The following is a 16686-nucleotide window of genomic DNA, read 5'->3' on the forward strand; positions in this document are numbered from 1 at the left end:
CCTATAATAGTATAAAGGCTCTGATCCCTTTAGGTAGCGCTTTCATGTATAAATCTTCTCAAATATTCAGTGATTGTTGAATACAAAAAACCGTCTTGTTTGTTCAATAATCAGTTCCCTTGAGAGGGTTTCATAAATTCTGTGGGTGTCTGCCCAGTTACTTTTTTGAACACTTGACTGAAATACTGTGCATTCCCACCAAAGCCGAACATTTCAGCGAGTTCAAATACTCTTACATCACCACTATGCAAAATGTGTTCCGATGCTTTAGTAATCCGGTAATTGGTAACGTAATTAGAGAATTTCTCCCCTGTGATTTTCTTAAATATTTTCCCAAGATAATCAGGATTCATATATAACATCTCAGCAGCTACGGAGCTAAGTGACAGCTCCGCATTCTTGTAATCATCCGCAATAATTTTGAACATTTTATCTACGATTAAGGATTGGCGACAGCGGAAATGACAATCGTACATCGCTGTCAGACGAACCGCCGCATCTTTTACATAGGCTTTAAGACCACTTAAAGTCCTGATCTCAGCCAGTTCCACCATACTTGAAGTAAAGTTATTTCTTTCTTCAGGGACGGCTAGACGTATCATCGCAGAATACAATTGTAAAACATAAGATCGCGTTACATTAATATCCACACGCTGTTCAGCTAGCAGATTAAATAACCGCTCTAATTCAAACTCTACTGCACTTTGTTCGCCCGCCTTAATCAGCAGACAGATTTGCTCTTCATCTAGTTCAATGTCATTTCTTCCGCTTAGTTCATCACTAGGAATATCACTTCCTGTGATCAGGCCTCCCTCTTCCATATAAAAACAGTGATTAAGACATTGCAGAGTCTGACGATACAATCTCCGTGAATGTATCATGAAGTCCGCGTCACTAATCGCAATGGTTACATCCACTTTATAAAATTTGTAGAACATTTTCCGTACATCAGAAATTCGTTCAAGCAGTGTACTATTCAGCGCAGTCTCTCCTTCGACTTCCATTAGTGTCAGAATAAATCCGCCTATCCTTGTACTAAGCAGCGTTTCTTGCAGCATATCCTGTGCAATATTTTGCAAAGCAAATAGTTGCTCATATTCATAAGAACCTTCCAGTCTGAACAAGATCAAACGCACCACTTTGTCATTTAATTCGATGCCTAGCAGCTCCTGATAATACTCTAAATCTTGACTCCCGTACGTTTTGTTAGAGATCCATTCCTTCAAAAATTGTTCCTTTACATGCGGTAGAACTTTAGTAAAACGTTGCTTCATATCATTTACAAATTCCGTCCGGCCCTTAAGTTCATCGAGCTCTGCTACCAGTTCAACTAACGCATCATGAATTTGATTCTCGTTGCACGGCTTAAGCAGATAATGCTTCACTCCATGCTGCATAGCGATACAAGCGTAGTCAAAATCCTTATAACCCGTCAACATAATGAACTTTACCTCAGGAAACCGTTCACTGCATTTCTGCACCAAGCCTAGTCCATCCAATCCGGGCATGGAAATATCAGTAATCACTATTTCAGGGCGAAGCTCCTCTATTTTCTCTAAGGCTTCTATCCCGTTTCGAGCAGTACCCACAAGTTCCGTTCCTGCCTGTGCCCAGTCCACTACCTGAGATATGCCTTCTAGTATCAACCGTTCATCATCAACCAGCAGTAACTTATACATTCTCTTGCACTCCTTTTAAATAAGGTATACGTACATGTATTGTCGTTCCTTGACCTGGCTCACTTTCAATCACTGTACCCCATTCTGGGCCAAATACGATTTGAATACGCTCTGCGATGTTCGCTAACCCAATGCCTTCGCCACGTGTCTTAACTCTTCCCTGCTGTAAATCTTTGATGAACTCGGCACTCATCCCCGGCCCATTATCACTAACAAGAATATCAAGGCCCTGTTCTTCCTCACTTACGGTTATAGAAATCGTGCAAGGCTCGATATTAGGCTCCAATGCATATCGGATCGCATTCTCGATCAACGGCTGAAGCGTCAGCTTCGGAATTAAAGCGTCATGCAAATGCTCTGGAAAATCCATTTGGAAATCAAGTCTCTCGTCAAATCGTGTCTTCTGGATAATGACATAATTGCGCACAATGGTGAGCTCTTTTTCAATCGTAATCAACGGGTCTTTAAGACCAATCGAACTGCGAAACAAATAGCCGAGCGCTTCTACCATTTCTGAGATTTTAGCTTGCTTGTTCATCTTCGCTAACCAATTGATCGATTCAAGTGTATTGTACAAAAAATGCGGATTGATCTGTGCCTGCAGTGCTTTAAGCTCGGTCTCTCTAATAATGAGCTGCTTCGCATAATTCTCATCGATAAGTTCTCTGATTCTGCGGATCATCATTTTAAAGGTTCTGTTAAGCTGACTTACCTCGTCCTGCGCAGTTTGTGAAACGACACCTAGCGACTGTTCCTCCAGATTATCCAGATCTCCCTTTTCGATTTGTTTCATTTTTTTGGTCAGCTTTGAAATCGGGCGTACAATACTTCGGGCTAATCGATAGCCTAAGAGCAATCCAATTAGTAATATGAGCGCGAATATGATGACGACCAATTTTTTTACAAAAGTAATATGTTTGAACATCTCATTGAAGGGGGTCGCATTGATATACATCCATTCCATATAAGATGATTTAGTCTTCGTTATAAAATATGTTCCTTCTTCATACTTAGCCGTACGATAAAGTTCGGAACGTTCCGTTTCCGCTTTAAGCTCATTTGGCAGCAACATTGGAGTTTGGGGATAAACCGCTAGCCCTGAAGTCGCATCTGCAACAATCAACTGATCGCCATCCGAAGTGTTACTAGTGCTATCTGCAATAATACGATCAATCCGAATTCGAATGACTAACGTCCCTAAATCGTCCAGCGTAAAGGTTGATCCGGTGTAAGATTTAATCTGCCGAACAGCCAGGAGTGAATTCTTATTCCCTTGGGGATACCACACAATACTACCGCTAGCTTCCTTAGCCAGAGGCTTTAATTGATCCTGGAGATCCTGTGATACACCTTCCCGATTACCCGCAGTCATAGCGCCGCCATTCGTATCCAACAACATCATGGAATAAACGTATTTCTCTGCTCCTGCAAAGGCAACTAACCTGTTAATGATTTTATTATGTAGGACCTGCCGCTCATATGGTTGAGGATCATCCTGCAACTGGCGAAGACATTCCTGAATTTGCTCATCAGAGACCACTGTAAAAGAAAGTTGTTCCAGCTCTCTCAAAGTACCCTCTATACTGATAGATGACATCCCCAGGACTTCAGATGCCTTTTCATAGATTTGCTTGTCATAAATTCGATAAACATACTGCAGGACAGTTAAAGAGAACAGAAAGGACAGCAGCAGCAAAAATGAAATGATCAATATCATTTTATTAAAAATACCCGAACTCCTGTAAGCGCTAACATTCTTCCAAAACATAAGCATCCTCCAATTCACTCCAAACCCTTATTATGGGAATAATATTTATCGTCACTATATCCTATCATAAATGATATTGAAGCATTCGGGAAAACTTACAACAAAAAGGACTTAAAGTGAAATCCAGAGTCAGAATTCACTTTAAGCCCCTATCCTGAGCCTAAGATACTCCTATACAAAACTAACCAAGCATCATTCGATCATCCGCCAGTTTATGACCACTGATGGTCTCAAATTCTCCCAGCAGGCGTTCTACCGTAAGATCCTTTTTCCTTGTTTCATCAATATCAAGGATAATACGGCCTTTATCCATCATGATAAGACGATTGCCAAGACGTATAGCCTGCTCCATGTTATGGGTAACCATAAGCGTAGTCAGCTTCATCTCACGGACGATAGACTCTGTCAGTTTAGTAATCAGCTCCGCTCGTGAAGGATCAAGTGCCGCTGTATGTTCGTCTAATAACAAGATTTGCGGCTGGGTAAAGGTTGCCATTAGCAAACTCAGCGCTTGTCTCTCCCCACCAGATAATAACCCTACCTTAGCTCGCAGACGATTCTCCAATCCAATCCCGAGACGACTTAACTCCTCACGAAACATCGTCCGTCTCGCTGCATTTACACCAAACGATAATCCTCTACTCTTCCCTCTTTTATAAGCCATCGCTAAATTTTCTTCAATCGTCATCCGAGGAGCCGTACCTGCCATCGGGTCCTGAAAAACCCGTCCGATCCAGCGACTGCGCTGATATTCTGCTAAATGGCTAATCGAATTCCCTTCAATACTTGCTGAACCAAGATCCGGCTTCATCACACCAGAAATAATGTTCATTAGCGTTGATTTACCAGCACCGTTGCTTCCAATAATGGTAACAAAGTCACCAGGAAGAAGCTCCAAATCAATGCCAAGTAGCGCGATCTTCTCATCCGGTGTCCCAGGATTAAACAGCTTAGATACGTTATCCAGTTTAAGCATCGATGGTGCCTCCTCTCTTGCTGCTAAGCGCTTGTTCAGCTAATTCAAGCGAACGTTTACGCGCCATATTCTTCTGCTTCAAGAAACGCTGAATCGATGGGAATACAAGTGCGAAAATAACGATAATCGCCGTAATCAGCTTAAGATCCGAAGGTCTCAACCATGGTACATACAAGGCTAATGCAACTACGATTCGGTAAACAATAGATCCCAGAACTACTGCCAACGTCGCACGGAATACATTTCCAACACCGAAAATGGCTTCACCAATGATTACCGAAGCTAAGCCGATAACAATCATCCCTATACCCATTGAGGAATCCGCAAAAGTAGAATACTGAGTGATCAATGCACCTGAAAGTGCCACCATTCCGTTGGATAAACTGACGCCGAGAATTGTCGTGTTATCTGTGTTTACACCCAGACTACGGATCATTCTTGCATTATCTCCGGTAGCCCTTAAAGCAAGCCCAAGATCAGTACGCAAGAATAAATCCATTAGAATTTTCACAAATAAAACAATAAAAGGAAGAACAAGAAGCGGATTGATGGACGAGAACAACGTGGTATCACCCATTAGTGACCAGTTAGGTTTACCGCCAAAAATTCTCAGATTGATGGAATAAAGTGCGATCATCATTAGAATCCCGGATAACAATCCATTAATCTTGCCCTTCGTATGTAGTAGACCCGTACACATTCCTGCCAGCATCCCACCTGCAATAGCAGCAAGCGTGGCTAACCAGGGTGCATAACCATTGGTAATCATAACGGCAGCAATAGCGCCGCCAGTAGTAAAGCTTCCATCTACAGTCAAATCAGGAAAATCCAAAATGCGAAAAGTAATATACACCCCTAAAGCCATAAATGCATAGAGCAACCCCATTTCCACAGCCCCGAGCATTGAATCATACATAGAAGTCTTCTCCTTTCAAGCATCAAGGGGCGCCCTCATGGAATCGCCCCTATAGAATGTCTTATTGAATAATATTGTTAGCTTGATCGGTAACTTCTTTTTTCATCGCATCCGTCACTTCTATGCCTTGTGCGGCAGCGGCTTTAAGGTTAAGGATAAGATCGAGCTTTTCTTGCATCGTTACTTTCATATCTGCTGGCTTTTTACCATTCTTCAGAATGTCCACTGCCATTTGTCCAACTTGGTAACCATGGTCGAAATATTTGAAGCCAACGGTTGCAAATGCGCCTTTTTCAACGGTATCCCGGTCACTGGAGAAGAACGGAATTTTCTTATCATTAGCTGTTTGAATGATGGTATCAACAGCACTCACTACTGTATTATCCAAAGTAATGTAGAATGCATCTACACGACCAGCAAGTGATTCAGCAGCTTGCTTCACTTCAGAAGTATTCGTGATGGCTGCTTTCACAAGCTCAATGCCATGTTTATCCAGCTCTTTCTTAGCAATATCCGCCATAATTACAGCGTTCGGTTCACCTTCATTGATAACAATGCCCAGCTTCTTCACATTAGGAAATTGAGTAGCAATGAATTGCATTAATCTATTAATAGCTTCAGGATTCGTATCTGATACACCAGAAACATTTCCACCTGGGTGCTCCAGATCAGTTACGATCTTTGCATCGAGTGGATCAGTCACTGCTGCGAACAGTATCGGAGTGTCCTTACTTGATTTGCTAAGCGCTTGAACAACCGATTGAGCAGAAGGTGTCGCAATTGCCAATACCAAATCATTAGTGTCAGCAGCAATCTTTTGAGCAATGGTCAAGTTATTCGCTGGGTCAGCTTGAGCATTCTCAAGGTCAACCTTCAGGTTCTCTCCTTCAACAAGCCCGGCATCCTTCAAAGCAGCAAGAATACCTTCCCGTGTAGCATCAAGTGATGGATGTTCTACGTATTGCGAAATTGCGATTTTGTACGTTTTGGAATCAGCGGTTCCAGCATTCGTTGGCGTATTACCAGTGTTTGTTGCGTTTCCTGAGTTTACAGCGGCATTATTGTTGCCACAGCCAGCAGCTACTAGCATGAAGCATAAGCTTAAACCTGCAAAAATGTTTCTCTTTTTCATTAAAGTACCCCATTTCATTAGTTTATTAACGCGTGCATCAAAGTGAGCGACTCAGCATTATCACTTTTATCGATAAAAGCATTAAAGCATAAGCTTACACGTACCTCACAATAATGATGGAAATCTATTAAACCTATATTATATGGAGGTTGTTTATCCGTCAATCACTTATCCCACTTCCAGAGATCACAAATTTTAAAGCGCATAACTCACCAATATAGGAAGGACTTGGTTATGTCTTACAGTGATTGCCTTGGTCCTCATTACATAAAAAAAAGCCCCCTGCACAAACTTAAACTACAGTTTGAACATGGAGCGTGTCATATGCCTAATAACCACAAAAAATTACTATCCACTGCTACTGTATTGCTCGCTGCCGTTTTATCAAGTACCGCATGCGGTTACTCTTCACAATCACAAAAACCCAAGGTAAACGCCGTAACTCCTGATGGTATGCAAGCCTCAAGTTATTATGAAAAGTCTTCCATCACCGATGCTCAAGGAAAGTACTGGATTCCACTCAAACCTGCGATTACTTCACTTGGCTATCGAATGAAAGATGATGCTACTCATGGTGGATACACCAAAATTGGCTACAGTGATGTTATGTACATGCTGCGCCCTGGCTCTACTCAAGTCTTCTCCCTCGGTGAGAAAATCACACTACCGCAGGCACCTAGACGACAAGAAGGTCAAATCTATATCACACCGCTAGCTCTATCCAAATTTCTTCAAACGGAGGTGGGTTGGAATCCTCAGTCTGGTGAAATCAACATAGCCACACCGACCGACCATGAAGCTATTATAAAAACACCATCTGCTAAATCACTGGATGGATCAAAACCATTTCACATCCAAAGCATTTCTGAAGCAGACAAGAAGGAATTAGTTACTTATGCCAAAAAATTCTTAGGTGTACCTTATGAATTTGGTACCGGGCCTTATGAAGAGACTAAGAAATTTGATTGCTCTTCTTTTACAAGGCATGTATTCAAACAATTCGGTGTAAACTTACCGCGTCTAGCCAAGGATCAAGATAATATAGGTTCTCGCGTGCAACGCAGTGCACTAGATGTCGGCGATCTTATATTCTTCACTGTCCCTGGTCGGTTTGAAAGTGATGCTATACCCGGACATGTCGGTATCTACATTGGGGATGGAAAGTTCATTCATACCTGGGGTGATCCCGGGGTTCAGATCAGTGAGCTCGACTCAGGGTATTGGAGCAACGTAATCCTGCATATGCAGCGCATTCTGTAACCTACATTCACTGACTAAAGGCACCTATAAAGAAAGCCTGAATCCTCCGCTATGGAAGGGTTCAGGCTTCTTTGTTGCAGCATAAAGCGGTATTCTTAATCCCAATTCTTGCCCTTGCCACTTAAACGTACAAACAGCTTTACAAACTCTACAATCACTATAATTGCCAGTGCTGCAGCAATTACAATTCCCCACTGTAACCCGCTTAAATGTGAGACACCAAACCAGTCATTCAGTCCTGGGATGATAATCACCAGCACCAGCATAAGTGTAGAGATCAGTGATGCCCACAGCATATACCGATTGCTGAACCAGCCAATCTGGAACAATGATTTCGTATTGGATCTGACGTTAAATGCATGAGAAATTTGCAGCAATCCTAATGTGGCGAATGCCATCGTAACCGCAATTCCCTCATTGTAATGGGTATGTGCCCACTGGTATACAAACAGCGTAAGCGCCGCCTCTAATATACCCTGGTAGATGATCCCGATTCCCACGCCACCAGCAAAGATACTGCTGCTGGCTTTGCGTGGTTTCTTCGACATCAAATCATCCCCCGCCTTCTCAAGCCCAAGAGCTAATGCCGGTAGGGTATCGGTAACAAGATTAATCCACAGAATATGAATTGGCTCGAGTATCCGCCAGCCGATCATGGTTGCAATGAATAGCGTAAGCACTTCCCCAAGATTGGCTGAGAGTAGGAACTGGATGGCCTTACGGATATTGCTGTAAACCTTCCGTCCTTCTTCAACAGCAACAACTATGGTCGTAAAGTTATCATCTGCTAGCACCATGTCTGAGACGCCCTTTGCTACATCCGTTCCTGTGATCCCCATCCCGACGCCGATATCTGATGATTTAAGCGCAGGAGCATCATTCACACCGTCACCCGTCATGGCAACAATCTTCCCTTTTTTCCTCCATGCCTTAACGATCCGAACTTTATGTTCAGGAGATACACGTGCATAAACCGAATAATTAGTGACTTTCTCAGCAAATTCCTCTTCACTGAATTTATCCAGCTCACTGCCGGTCAATACGCCCGTCTCATCTTCGATAATACCTAATCTTTTAGCAATGGCCGCTGCGGTATCTCGATGATCTCCTGTAATCATTACAGGTCTAATCCCTGCTTTACGGCAGATAGCTACCGCATCCCGTACTTCCTCTCGTGGAGGATCAATCATACCGACTAAACCGATAAATACAAGTTCTTTCTCCGTAGCTTCCGGGGAGAGGTTAGTCGGTAGCTGCTGTTCATCTCTGAAAGCAAATGCCAGCACCCGCAGTGCATCATTCGCAAGCATTGCATTACTTTCCATGATATGTCGTGAATGTTCATCATTAAAAGGAACGATCTCTCCATCCACGAAGATATGGCTGCATTTGGACAAAAGCACATCTGGTGCACCTTTCGTTAACACACGATAACGTCCGTTCTCAACTTCATGAATCGTCGTCATCAGCTTGCGATCGGAGTCAAATGGCAGTTCATTTTTACGTGGGAATTTCTTTTCTAAATCCCTTTTGTCAGTACCTATACTGAGCGCGTAGTCCACTAACGCTGTTTCCGTAGGATCCCCGATAATCGCTTTACCACTCTTAGTTTGTGGGTCCTTAGCTACTTTATTCCCTCCAGGTTCTTCAGAGGAATTTCCTTCGTCAATGCTGGAATCATTACAAAGCGTCATAGCCTGAAGCAATAGTTCACCACCCGGTGTCCCTTCAAGACCTTCAGCAGCTTCTTTCGTAGTTCCATTGACATGCACTTTTTCGACAGTCATCTTGTTTAGAGTCAAAGTACCTGTCTTGTCAGAGCAAATAATTTCGGTGCTTCCGAGCGTCTCTACAGCGGGGAGTTTGCGAATGATCGCTTTACGTTTAGCCATCCGCTGCACTCCGAGTGCCAAGATAATCGTCACAATTGCTGGCAGCCCTTCAGGAATCGCTGCTACTGCAAGTGAGATCGAGGTGAGAAGCATATCCAGCAACTCTCTACCCTCAAATATACCGACGGCAAAAATGACTACACAGACACCAAGAATAATAAAGGTGAAATATTTTCCTAGTTCATCCAGTTTCTTTTGCAGCGGTGTTACATCATTCTCTTCCTCCGAGATAAACCCAGCAATCCTGCCGACTTCAGTCTGCATTCCTGTAGCTGTGACGACACCAACCGCTCTACCGTAAGTTACATTGCTGCTCATATAAGCCATATTGGTGCGATCCCCGATAACAATATCGCTTCCTTCAAGCACACCTATCTTCTTTTCTGAAGGTAATGATTCTCCGGTCAATGCGGCTTCCTCTGTTTTCAAAGAAGCAGCTTCTAACAGTCTAATATCCGCCGGAACTACATTTCCAGCTTCCAGCAATACGATATCCCCAGGTACGAGATCTTCACTTTTAATCTCTGAGACCTGACCTCCACGTCGCACTCTGGCATGCGGAGAGGACATACTTTTCAGGGCATCTAGCGCCTGCTCTGCCTTATTTTCCTGAATAACGCCAAGTACCGCATTCAGGATGACTACCAACAAAATAATGACTGTATCTGTCCATTCTCCCAAAACCCCAGACAATACTGCCGCCACTAGCAAAATAAAGATCATTACATTTTTAAATTGTTCAATAAATTTTCCTAGCAGAGATTTGGTTTTTGCTTCTTGAAGTACGTTCTTCCCATACTGCTCCAGAAGTTTAGCGGCTTCACCGGAAGACAAACCATCTTTCCTTGTTTCCAGCCTTTTGAGCACTTCTTCCTCACTTAGTGTATGAAAAGGTACCTGCCCCTGCGATTTTGGATCATTTGAGTTCAAGACAATTGCCTCCTTCCGGGATTGAGATTCTGGTAAAACCTCTCATATGAGTCTTACCCAAAAAAGGCATGGTGATTCTAGAACGTTATGTACAATTTTAGAAATTAAGCTGTTCCGTCTGCTTGACGCGATCAAAGCTCTTGAATCTAGTCCCTTGATAAAGGAGTTCTCCTCGATCCCCTTCTACAATCAGACCAAAATCCTGATCTCTAACCTGCAATTCCAAGCGTCCACCATCTTCAAACTCAAACGTCACATAATAACTAGTATGTGCGCTCGATTCACCCGATCCACCCCATACCTCAGTCCGTTTCGTTACAGCTTTAGTGCTAGCTTTTATCAAGGGACTTGCGTTGTTGGCTATCCAGCTTCTCACTGATTTATAAATTATAAAAACGAAAACACCTAGAATAAACAAAGCAAATAATTTAAAAAACAGGGGCATCTCATGAATGAAACTTCCGAAAAAGCTTCGTTTATCAAAACCGTTAAAATCCTGCCATTCGCTCAAATTCATTCCACCTGACTGATACAAGATAATAAAAGTCTTCTTTTCTACGAAATACGTCATTTTTCCCGTTCGGTTTCTTTTTTTCATCGTTTTCAAATGAACTTTTTCCACAAAACAATTTGGAATCAAATGATAAGGTATGGTATGCTTTTTATACTACATACAGTTGGGAGGTGTTATTTCGGTGCAATATATAGCGCGCTTGTCACTACTTTGGTTTCTTCGTATAGTCCTAATTCTGGGAATGATGTTTTCTTTTCCACCGGTTTGGTCTGGCGGATTATTCACTACGGAGCAAGAATCAACGACAACCGAAATTGAACGCTACGAGCGAAAGTTTATAGCTCCCGTAAGGACGGTCCCCCAAATAACTCCTCAAATAGGAGCCATCAAAATAACTGAACAGTGGGGAACTAAATCTATTGCGGTAGCCGCGATACTCCCTGTGCTTTCTTTTGTATTCCGTCCTGTGATCTATAAATTCTTGCTTCGACTGCGACTGTACCTGTTAAAATTCACTTCTCACTTTCTAATATCACGCAATGCGAATTTCATCTCTACCTTAAATGATTGTTACTGAGGGTCATTTAGAACTTCCATTGATAAAAATTCGAAGAAAGCGAAATAATTATAAGACACCTAAATGCAGGCTAGAATTTCATGGATTATAGAGAATCGGATTTACCGGGAATCGGTAAAAATTTGTTATGCAAACTTACTTCTAGCATAGGAATCAAAATGGATCTATAAATTATTGGATACAATATATAAATTAAAGAAGTGACATGCTGCTAAAATTATCCCAAAAAGCTGTCGCTCTCTACGAAAATGAATAAAGTTGTTTCCCCTGCTAAAGGAGGAAAAACATTGCAGACTAAGACAACACAACATAAACAATTACGTAAAAATTCAGTATTCCGAGTTCTAACCGTTATTGCAGGAGCACTACTTGCCGCAGTAGGATTAGAGTTATTTCTCATACCACATGGGCTTGTAGTTGGTGGAATCACAGGTTTATCGGCATTATTCGCTCATACCACTGAAATGCGGCTGGGATTGTTTCTTTTTCTATTCAATCTACCTTTTATATTCATGTCTCGAAAGCAAGTGAATCTTCGCTTTGCTCTGTATACCGTTCTAGGATTAGCTTGCTTGACCATCGCTTCTCTTGCTCTACACCGTTTTCCTGCAGTGATTAGTGATCCTTTACCTGCTGCTATGGCAGGTGGCATCTGTTTAGGACTCGGTATCGGTATATCTGTCCGATTTGGTGGTGTGAACAAACATGCAAGTGATCAAGGATATTCACTTCTGAGTGGTGGACCGCCAAAGTCAACCGAAGTCGTCATCATGATTCTGAACTGTGCTATTTTGCTTATAGCAGGCACACTATTTGGCTGGGAGCAAGCCATGTACTCCATTATTGCTTACTTATTGGCCTTCGAAGGTGTGAGATTCTCACTCCGAGGGTTATCCGATTCACGCGCTGCATGGATTACCAGCAATTGTTGCATGGATATCCAGGAAGCGCTCGAAAACTCATTAAATCGAGAAGTTGGGCTGGCTGAAGGCTCCGGGCAAAATGGAGAGCTGAGCACATTGTTTTGTCTCATCAACAAAATGGAAGAACATCAATTGCGGACCATCGTCCTTAATTGTGATCCTGACAGCCAAATTGTGCTCAAATCAGCTGCTAGTGATCAAAGATTGAGTAATCTGCCATCCTAACTAATAGGGCAGTATGATGAGCATGGTGAGTAGGCCGATTACGTCTTCTTATGTTTGAAGGTACACTTTATTATTCCACGTAAGATAAATAGCGTTTCTCCCTTGTATGGGGGGAGCGCTACTTTTGCGTTATCAACCGAGGTTCTTTCGCTAGAATAGCGAAATCCTGCAAAAATACATCTTTTTGCACAGATTTCCGCTCTATTAAGTCCAAATACTGCAAATGTACAGGAATATCCTCATTTATAGCTCAAAAGCTTCTTCTGACGCAAGAATTCCTGCTGATTTGCAGGAATCAATACTTTAACCCTCCTCGTATCATCTAAAGATGTACTATTGCAGGATTTTCGCCGGAAAATTATTGGTTAGTCTACATTCGTCAGTCGGCGTTCATTAATCAACGTTAATGAGCCAGTGTTTGTTTGTCTGCTTTTCCCTAGAATTCATCCTTGGTTCACACAAAAAAAAGCTGTCTCAAAAGCAGCATTCACTACTTTTGAGACAGCCTCTACTCCTTTAGCTAGCTGAGAATTAGACCTAAGATCTAGCCTATACTCGCTAGCAAACTTTCCTAACGGAACATTCCCCACAAACGGATCAAGTGGAAGGTGTTGTTTGGATCAATTTTCTGAGCGATAATAAATTTCACAATTTGGTCTTCCTGCGTCGAGGTCAGTTTCTCGTTCAGTACACCTGACGCATTCCGTACCAACCTGCGAACAACTGCCGTGTCCTGTAGCTCTTGTTTCGAGACGCCGTTAATCATATTTTTAATACGATCTTTGACAGTCGCGTTTTTCATCTTCAGCTTGATGCGTTCCACGAGCTGAGGGCTAATTCCGAATTGTTGATAACCCAAGTGTAGCACCTCCCGTCATATCCAATCTTTCACAGTATATGAGGCTTAGGAGCTAGATGTGCCTACTTAGTCAATTAATTCCCCTTGGAAAATTTGCTCGCCTTGTAAATAATGCCGAAGAGGTGCATATTCAGGAGATGTCCAGAACTTCTCATCCTTAAGCAGCTCTGCCACATCATCACGCGCCTGCTCCAGCACTTCAAAGTCAGCCGTCATATCCGCCAAGCGAAACTCCGGTAATCCACTCTGCTTGGTTCCAAAAAAATCACCTGGACCACGCAGCTCCAAATCTCTCCGCGAAATCTCAAATCCATCATCGGTGTCCGTCATAGCAGTCATTCGTTCACGCCCGATTTCAGATTTCGGATCAGCCACTAGTACACAATAAGAGGCATGCTGACCTCTACCAACCCGTCCACGAAGCTGGTGCAGCTGTGATAATCCGAACCGGTCTGCATCCATAATAATCATCAACGTGGCATTAGGAACGTCTACACCCACCTCTACAACCGTTGTGGATACTAAGAGTTGCAGTTCATTGTTGTAAAATGCTCGCATCACTTCATCTTTTTCAGCTGGAGACATCTTTCCATGCAAAAGCCCAACTTTATAGTTAGGAAAAGCTTGGCTCATCTGAATATGTAAATCTATAGCATTCTGTACATCCAGTTTCTCCGATTCTTCAATGAGCGGACAGATCAGATAAGCCTGACGTCCCAGCTCTATTTCACGCTTAATCAGATTCAGGACACGATCCATGAGATCATGCTTGACCCAATAACTAGTTATTGGCACTCGGCCTTTCGGTCTTTCCGACAGCGTGGATACATCCATATCTCCAAAAACAGAGATCGCAAGTGTACGTGGAATAGGTGTTGCAGTCATCGTAAGTACATCCGGATTATATCCTTTACGCCGCAATACACCTCGCTGGTTTACACCAAACCGATGCTGCTCGTCCGTAACTACAAGACCCAGATCACGGAAAAATACATCCTCCTGAATCAATGCATGCGTTCCTACAACAATATCGAGCATCCCCATTTGTAGTGAAGCTAACAATTCTTTACGTTTCCGTCCAGTTACGCTCCCTGTTAACAGACCAACCGTAATTCCAAACGGCTCAAACATCTTCGTAAGTGAACGTATATGCTGCTCTGCTAAAATTTCAGTGGGCACCATAAGCGCACCCTGAAAACCAGATCGCACGGTGGCAAAAAGCGCGACGGCAGCTAGTACCGTTTTGCCGGAACCCACATCACCTTGAAGCAGTCGATTCATGCAATATGGTGATCGCAGATCATGTAAGATCTCCAGCTCCACTCGTTTCTGAGCATCTGTAAGCTCAAAAGGTAAGCTGCGAACAAACTGGCGCACGGTTGCGTTATCTACAGTATGGACTACACCATCCATCCTACCGCGATTAAGTACCCGGAATGCCTGCATCTTCAACTGGAACAGAAACAACTCCTCATACACCATCCTGCGGCGTCCCTGCTGCCCTTCACGCGTATCCTCTGGCCTATGAATGGTAGCAATCGCCCGTTTACGGGGCATAAAATCATATTGCCGCATAATAGAATGTGGTAGTATCTCAGGAATTAGATCTCCATACTGCTGAAGCGCCTGATTAATACTTTTCCTGATCCACGACTGCGTGATCTTACCACCGACGGAATATACCGGCTGTAGGGTCCCTGTCTTCCCTTCCCCACGATCGGGGAATTCAAAATCCGTCACTGTAATTTGATTTCGCTTCTGATCCCATTTACCTGTGAGTACAATTTCTCTTCCCACAGTAAGTTGCTCACGCACGTAATGACGATTAAACCATGTAGCTGTGAACATCCAAGGCTCCGCAACCATTTTACAACTAAGTCGTGACTTGCCTCCAAAACGTTGCAGTACAGGGATACCGATCACTTTAGCCTCTGTAGTCACTTTATCCCCATGTTTGGTTTCACTCAGCGAGCGCGGGCGATAATCCTCATAACGGAACGGATAATACTCTAACAAATCCTTTACTGTAAAGACGCCAAAGGCGTGAAGCTCGCTTTGCTTTTGAGCACTCACGCCAGTTATGTTTTTTACTTCAATTTGATTTAATGACAGTGTCATATTCATCCCTCATTTTGCAGGCCAAATGAATACAGCTAACGTACCGTTTCCGACATGGCTGCCCACGACAGGGCCGACGTTCGTCAGCACTTTCTCTTCTAGTGTAAAATGTCCTGACAGCTCTTTCAGGAACTCTTCACCGGAAGCCGGTTCAGCCGTATGACCCACGGCCACATTGATTTTGTCTACACCTTGAATATCCTTCTTAAATAATTCAATCATACGGGCAATAGCCTTCTTACGGCCTCTAACTTTCTCTACCGCATATATTATTCCTTCTGCATCAATAGACAGGATCGGCTTAATATTAAGAAGCGTTCCCAGAATGGCCGAGGCCTTTCCGATTCTCCCGCCTTTTTGTAAATATTCAAGTGTATCTACCAAGAAGTAAAGCTTACGAGATTGGCGCAGACTTTCTACAGCTTCAAGAATCGCTTCGGGACTCTTATCTTCAGCAGCCAATCTGGCGGCTTCCACCACCATAAATCCAAAACCATAAGAAGCGGAGAGAGAATCTACTACAGTGATCCCTTCTCCCTCTTCCTCCAACATCGATTTAGCCAATAGTGCTGATTGGTACGTACCGCTTAGTCCAGAAGAAATATGAAACGAAAGGATAGGACTTCCCGGGTAACGTTCCAAAATATCTCGATACACATTCATGTATTCAACCGGTGAGGGTTGAGAAGTAGTCGGCAACTGTGACGAGCGGGGAAGTCGCTCATAGAACTGCTCCGGCGTCATATCCAGATTGTCCCGGAAAGCCTCTTCGCCGAACATCAAGGTCAAAGGGACGACCTCAATGCCATACGCTTCCGCCATTGCTGGCGGGATATCAGATGTGCTGTCGGTGACGATAATGGTACGATTCATGGATTATCTCCCCCATACTATAATTTTGCCAACTACGTAATTAG

The 16686-nt window shown here is 43.2% G+C and carries 13 protein-coding genes; 3 read left to right on the forward strand and 10 right to left on the reverse strand.

The genetic code is table 11. The annotated features are described in order from the left end of the window. Window positions 1–110: 110 nt before the first annotated feature. The 5 genes from NSQ29_RS14880 to NSQ29_RS14900 all read right to left on the reverse strand — a co-directional run bounded on the left by NSQ29_RS14880 (window position 111) and on the right by NSQ29_RS14900 (window position 6471). Window positions 111–1679: a response regulator transcription factor gene (locus NSQ29_RS14880; RefSeq protein WP_341125453.1), complete on the reverse strand. Its 1569-nt coding sequence runs from the start codon at window positions 1677–1679 to the stop codon at window positions 111–113. Next, window positions 1672–3447, reverse strand: a complete 1776-nt coding sequence (locus NSQ29_RS14885) for a sensor histidine kinase (protein ID WP_341125454.1) — start codon at window positions 3445–3447, stop codon at window positions 1672–1674. The genes NSQ29_RS14880 and NSQ29_RS14885 overlap by 8 nt, the downstream gene beginning before the upstream one ends. A 181-nt stretch (window positions 3448–3628) precedes the next feature. Beyond that, window positions 3629–4423, reverse strand: a complete 795-nt coding sequence (locus NSQ29_RS14890; protein ID WP_076282899.1) for an ABC transporter ATP-binding protein — start codon at window positions 4421–4423, stop codon at window positions 3629–3631. Further along, window positions 4416–5339 (reverse strand): ABC transporter permease, encoded by a 924-nt coding sequence (locus tag NSQ29_RS14895; protein WP_341125455.1) that lies wholly within the window; start codon window positions 5337–5339, stop codon window positions 4416–4418. The genes NSQ29_RS14890 and NSQ29_RS14895 overlap by 8 nt, the downstream gene beginning before the upstream one ends. A gap of 61 nt (window positions 5340–5400) precedes the next feature. Then, on the reverse strand, window positions 5401–6471 hold the full coding sequence (locus NSQ29_RS14900) for an ABC transporter substrate-binding protein (RefSeq protein WP_341125456.1): 1071 nt from the start codon (window positions 6469–6471) through the stop codon (window positions 5401–5403). A gap of 324 nt (window positions 6472–6795) precedes the next feature. Between NSQ29_RS14900 and NSQ29_RS14905 the strand changes: the two genes are divergently transcribed. Beyond that, window positions 6796–7731 (forward strand): C40 family peptidase, encoded by a 936-nt coding sequence (locus NSQ29_RS14905; protein WP_341125457.1) that lies wholly within the window; start codon window positions 6796–6798, stop codon window positions 7729–7731. Window positions 7732–7826: 95 nt separating this feature from the next. On the opposite strand, the gene NSQ29_RS14910 is transcribed toward NSQ29_RS14905, so the two are convergent. Beyond that, window positions 7827–10553 carry a calcium-translocating P-type ATPase, SERCA-type gene (locus NSQ29_RS14910; RefSeq protein WP_341125458.1) on the reverse strand — a complete coding sequence of 909 codons (2727 nt, stop codon included), beginning with the start codon at window positions 10551–10553 and terminating at the stop codon, window positions 7827–7829. A gap of 97 nt (window positions 10554–10650) precedes the next feature. Next, entirely contained in the window at window positions 10651–11151 is a 501-nt protein-coding gene (locus NSQ29_RS14915) for a DUF2500 domain-containing protein (RefSeq protein ID WP_341125459.1), read from the reverse strand. 97 nt (window positions 11152–11248) lie between these two features. Here NSQ29_RS14915 and NSQ29_RS14920 point away from each other — a divergent pair, with 97 nt between their 5' ends. Both NSQ29_RS14920 and NSQ29_RS14925 read left to right on the forward strand, forming a co-directional pair. Further along, window positions 11249–11644 (forward strand): hypothetical protein, encoded by a 396-nt coding sequence (locus NSQ29_RS14920; protein WP_341125460.1) that lies wholly within the window; start codon window positions 11249–11251, stop codon window positions 11642–11644. A gap of 287 nt (window positions 11645–11931) precedes the next feature. Continuing rightward, window positions 11932–12792, forward strand: a complete 861-nt coding sequence (locus NSQ29_RS14925) for a YitT family protein (protein ID WP_341125461.1) — start codon at window positions 11932–11934, stop codon at window positions 12790–12792. A gap of 571 nt (window positions 12793–13363) precedes the next feature. Here NSQ29_RS14925 and NSQ29_RS14930 read toward each other — a convergent pair. From NSQ29_RS14930 to NSQ29_RS14940, 3 genes are all read right to left on the reverse strand, one after another. Further along, complete coding sequence (locus tag NSQ29_RS14930; protein ID WP_042187408.1) at window positions 13364–13651, reverse strand: stage VI sporulation protein F; 288 nt, start codon at window positions 13649–13651, stop codon at window positions 13364–13366. Between the two features lie 66 nt (window positions 13652–13717). Continuing rightward, on the reverse strand, window positions 13718–15769 hold the full coding sequence (gene recG, locus NSQ29_RS14935) for an ATP-dependent DNA helicase RecG (protein ID WP_341125462.1): 2052 nt from the start codon (window positions 15767–15769) through the stop codon (window positions 13718–13720). 9 nt (window positions 15770–15778) lie between these two features. After that, window positions 15779–16642, reverse strand: coding sequence for a DegV family protein (locus NSQ29_RS14940; protein WP_076282908.1), 864 nt, complete (start codon window positions 16640–16642; stop codon window positions 15779–15781). Between the last annotated feature and the right edge of the window lie 44 nt (window positions 16643–16686).

Source organism: Paenibacillus sp. FSL F4-0236, from assembly GCF_038000135.1.
In the GTDB taxonomy this organism is placed as follows: domain Bacteria; phylum Bacillota; class Bacilli; order Paenibacillales; family Paenibacillaceae; genus Paenibacillus_AQ.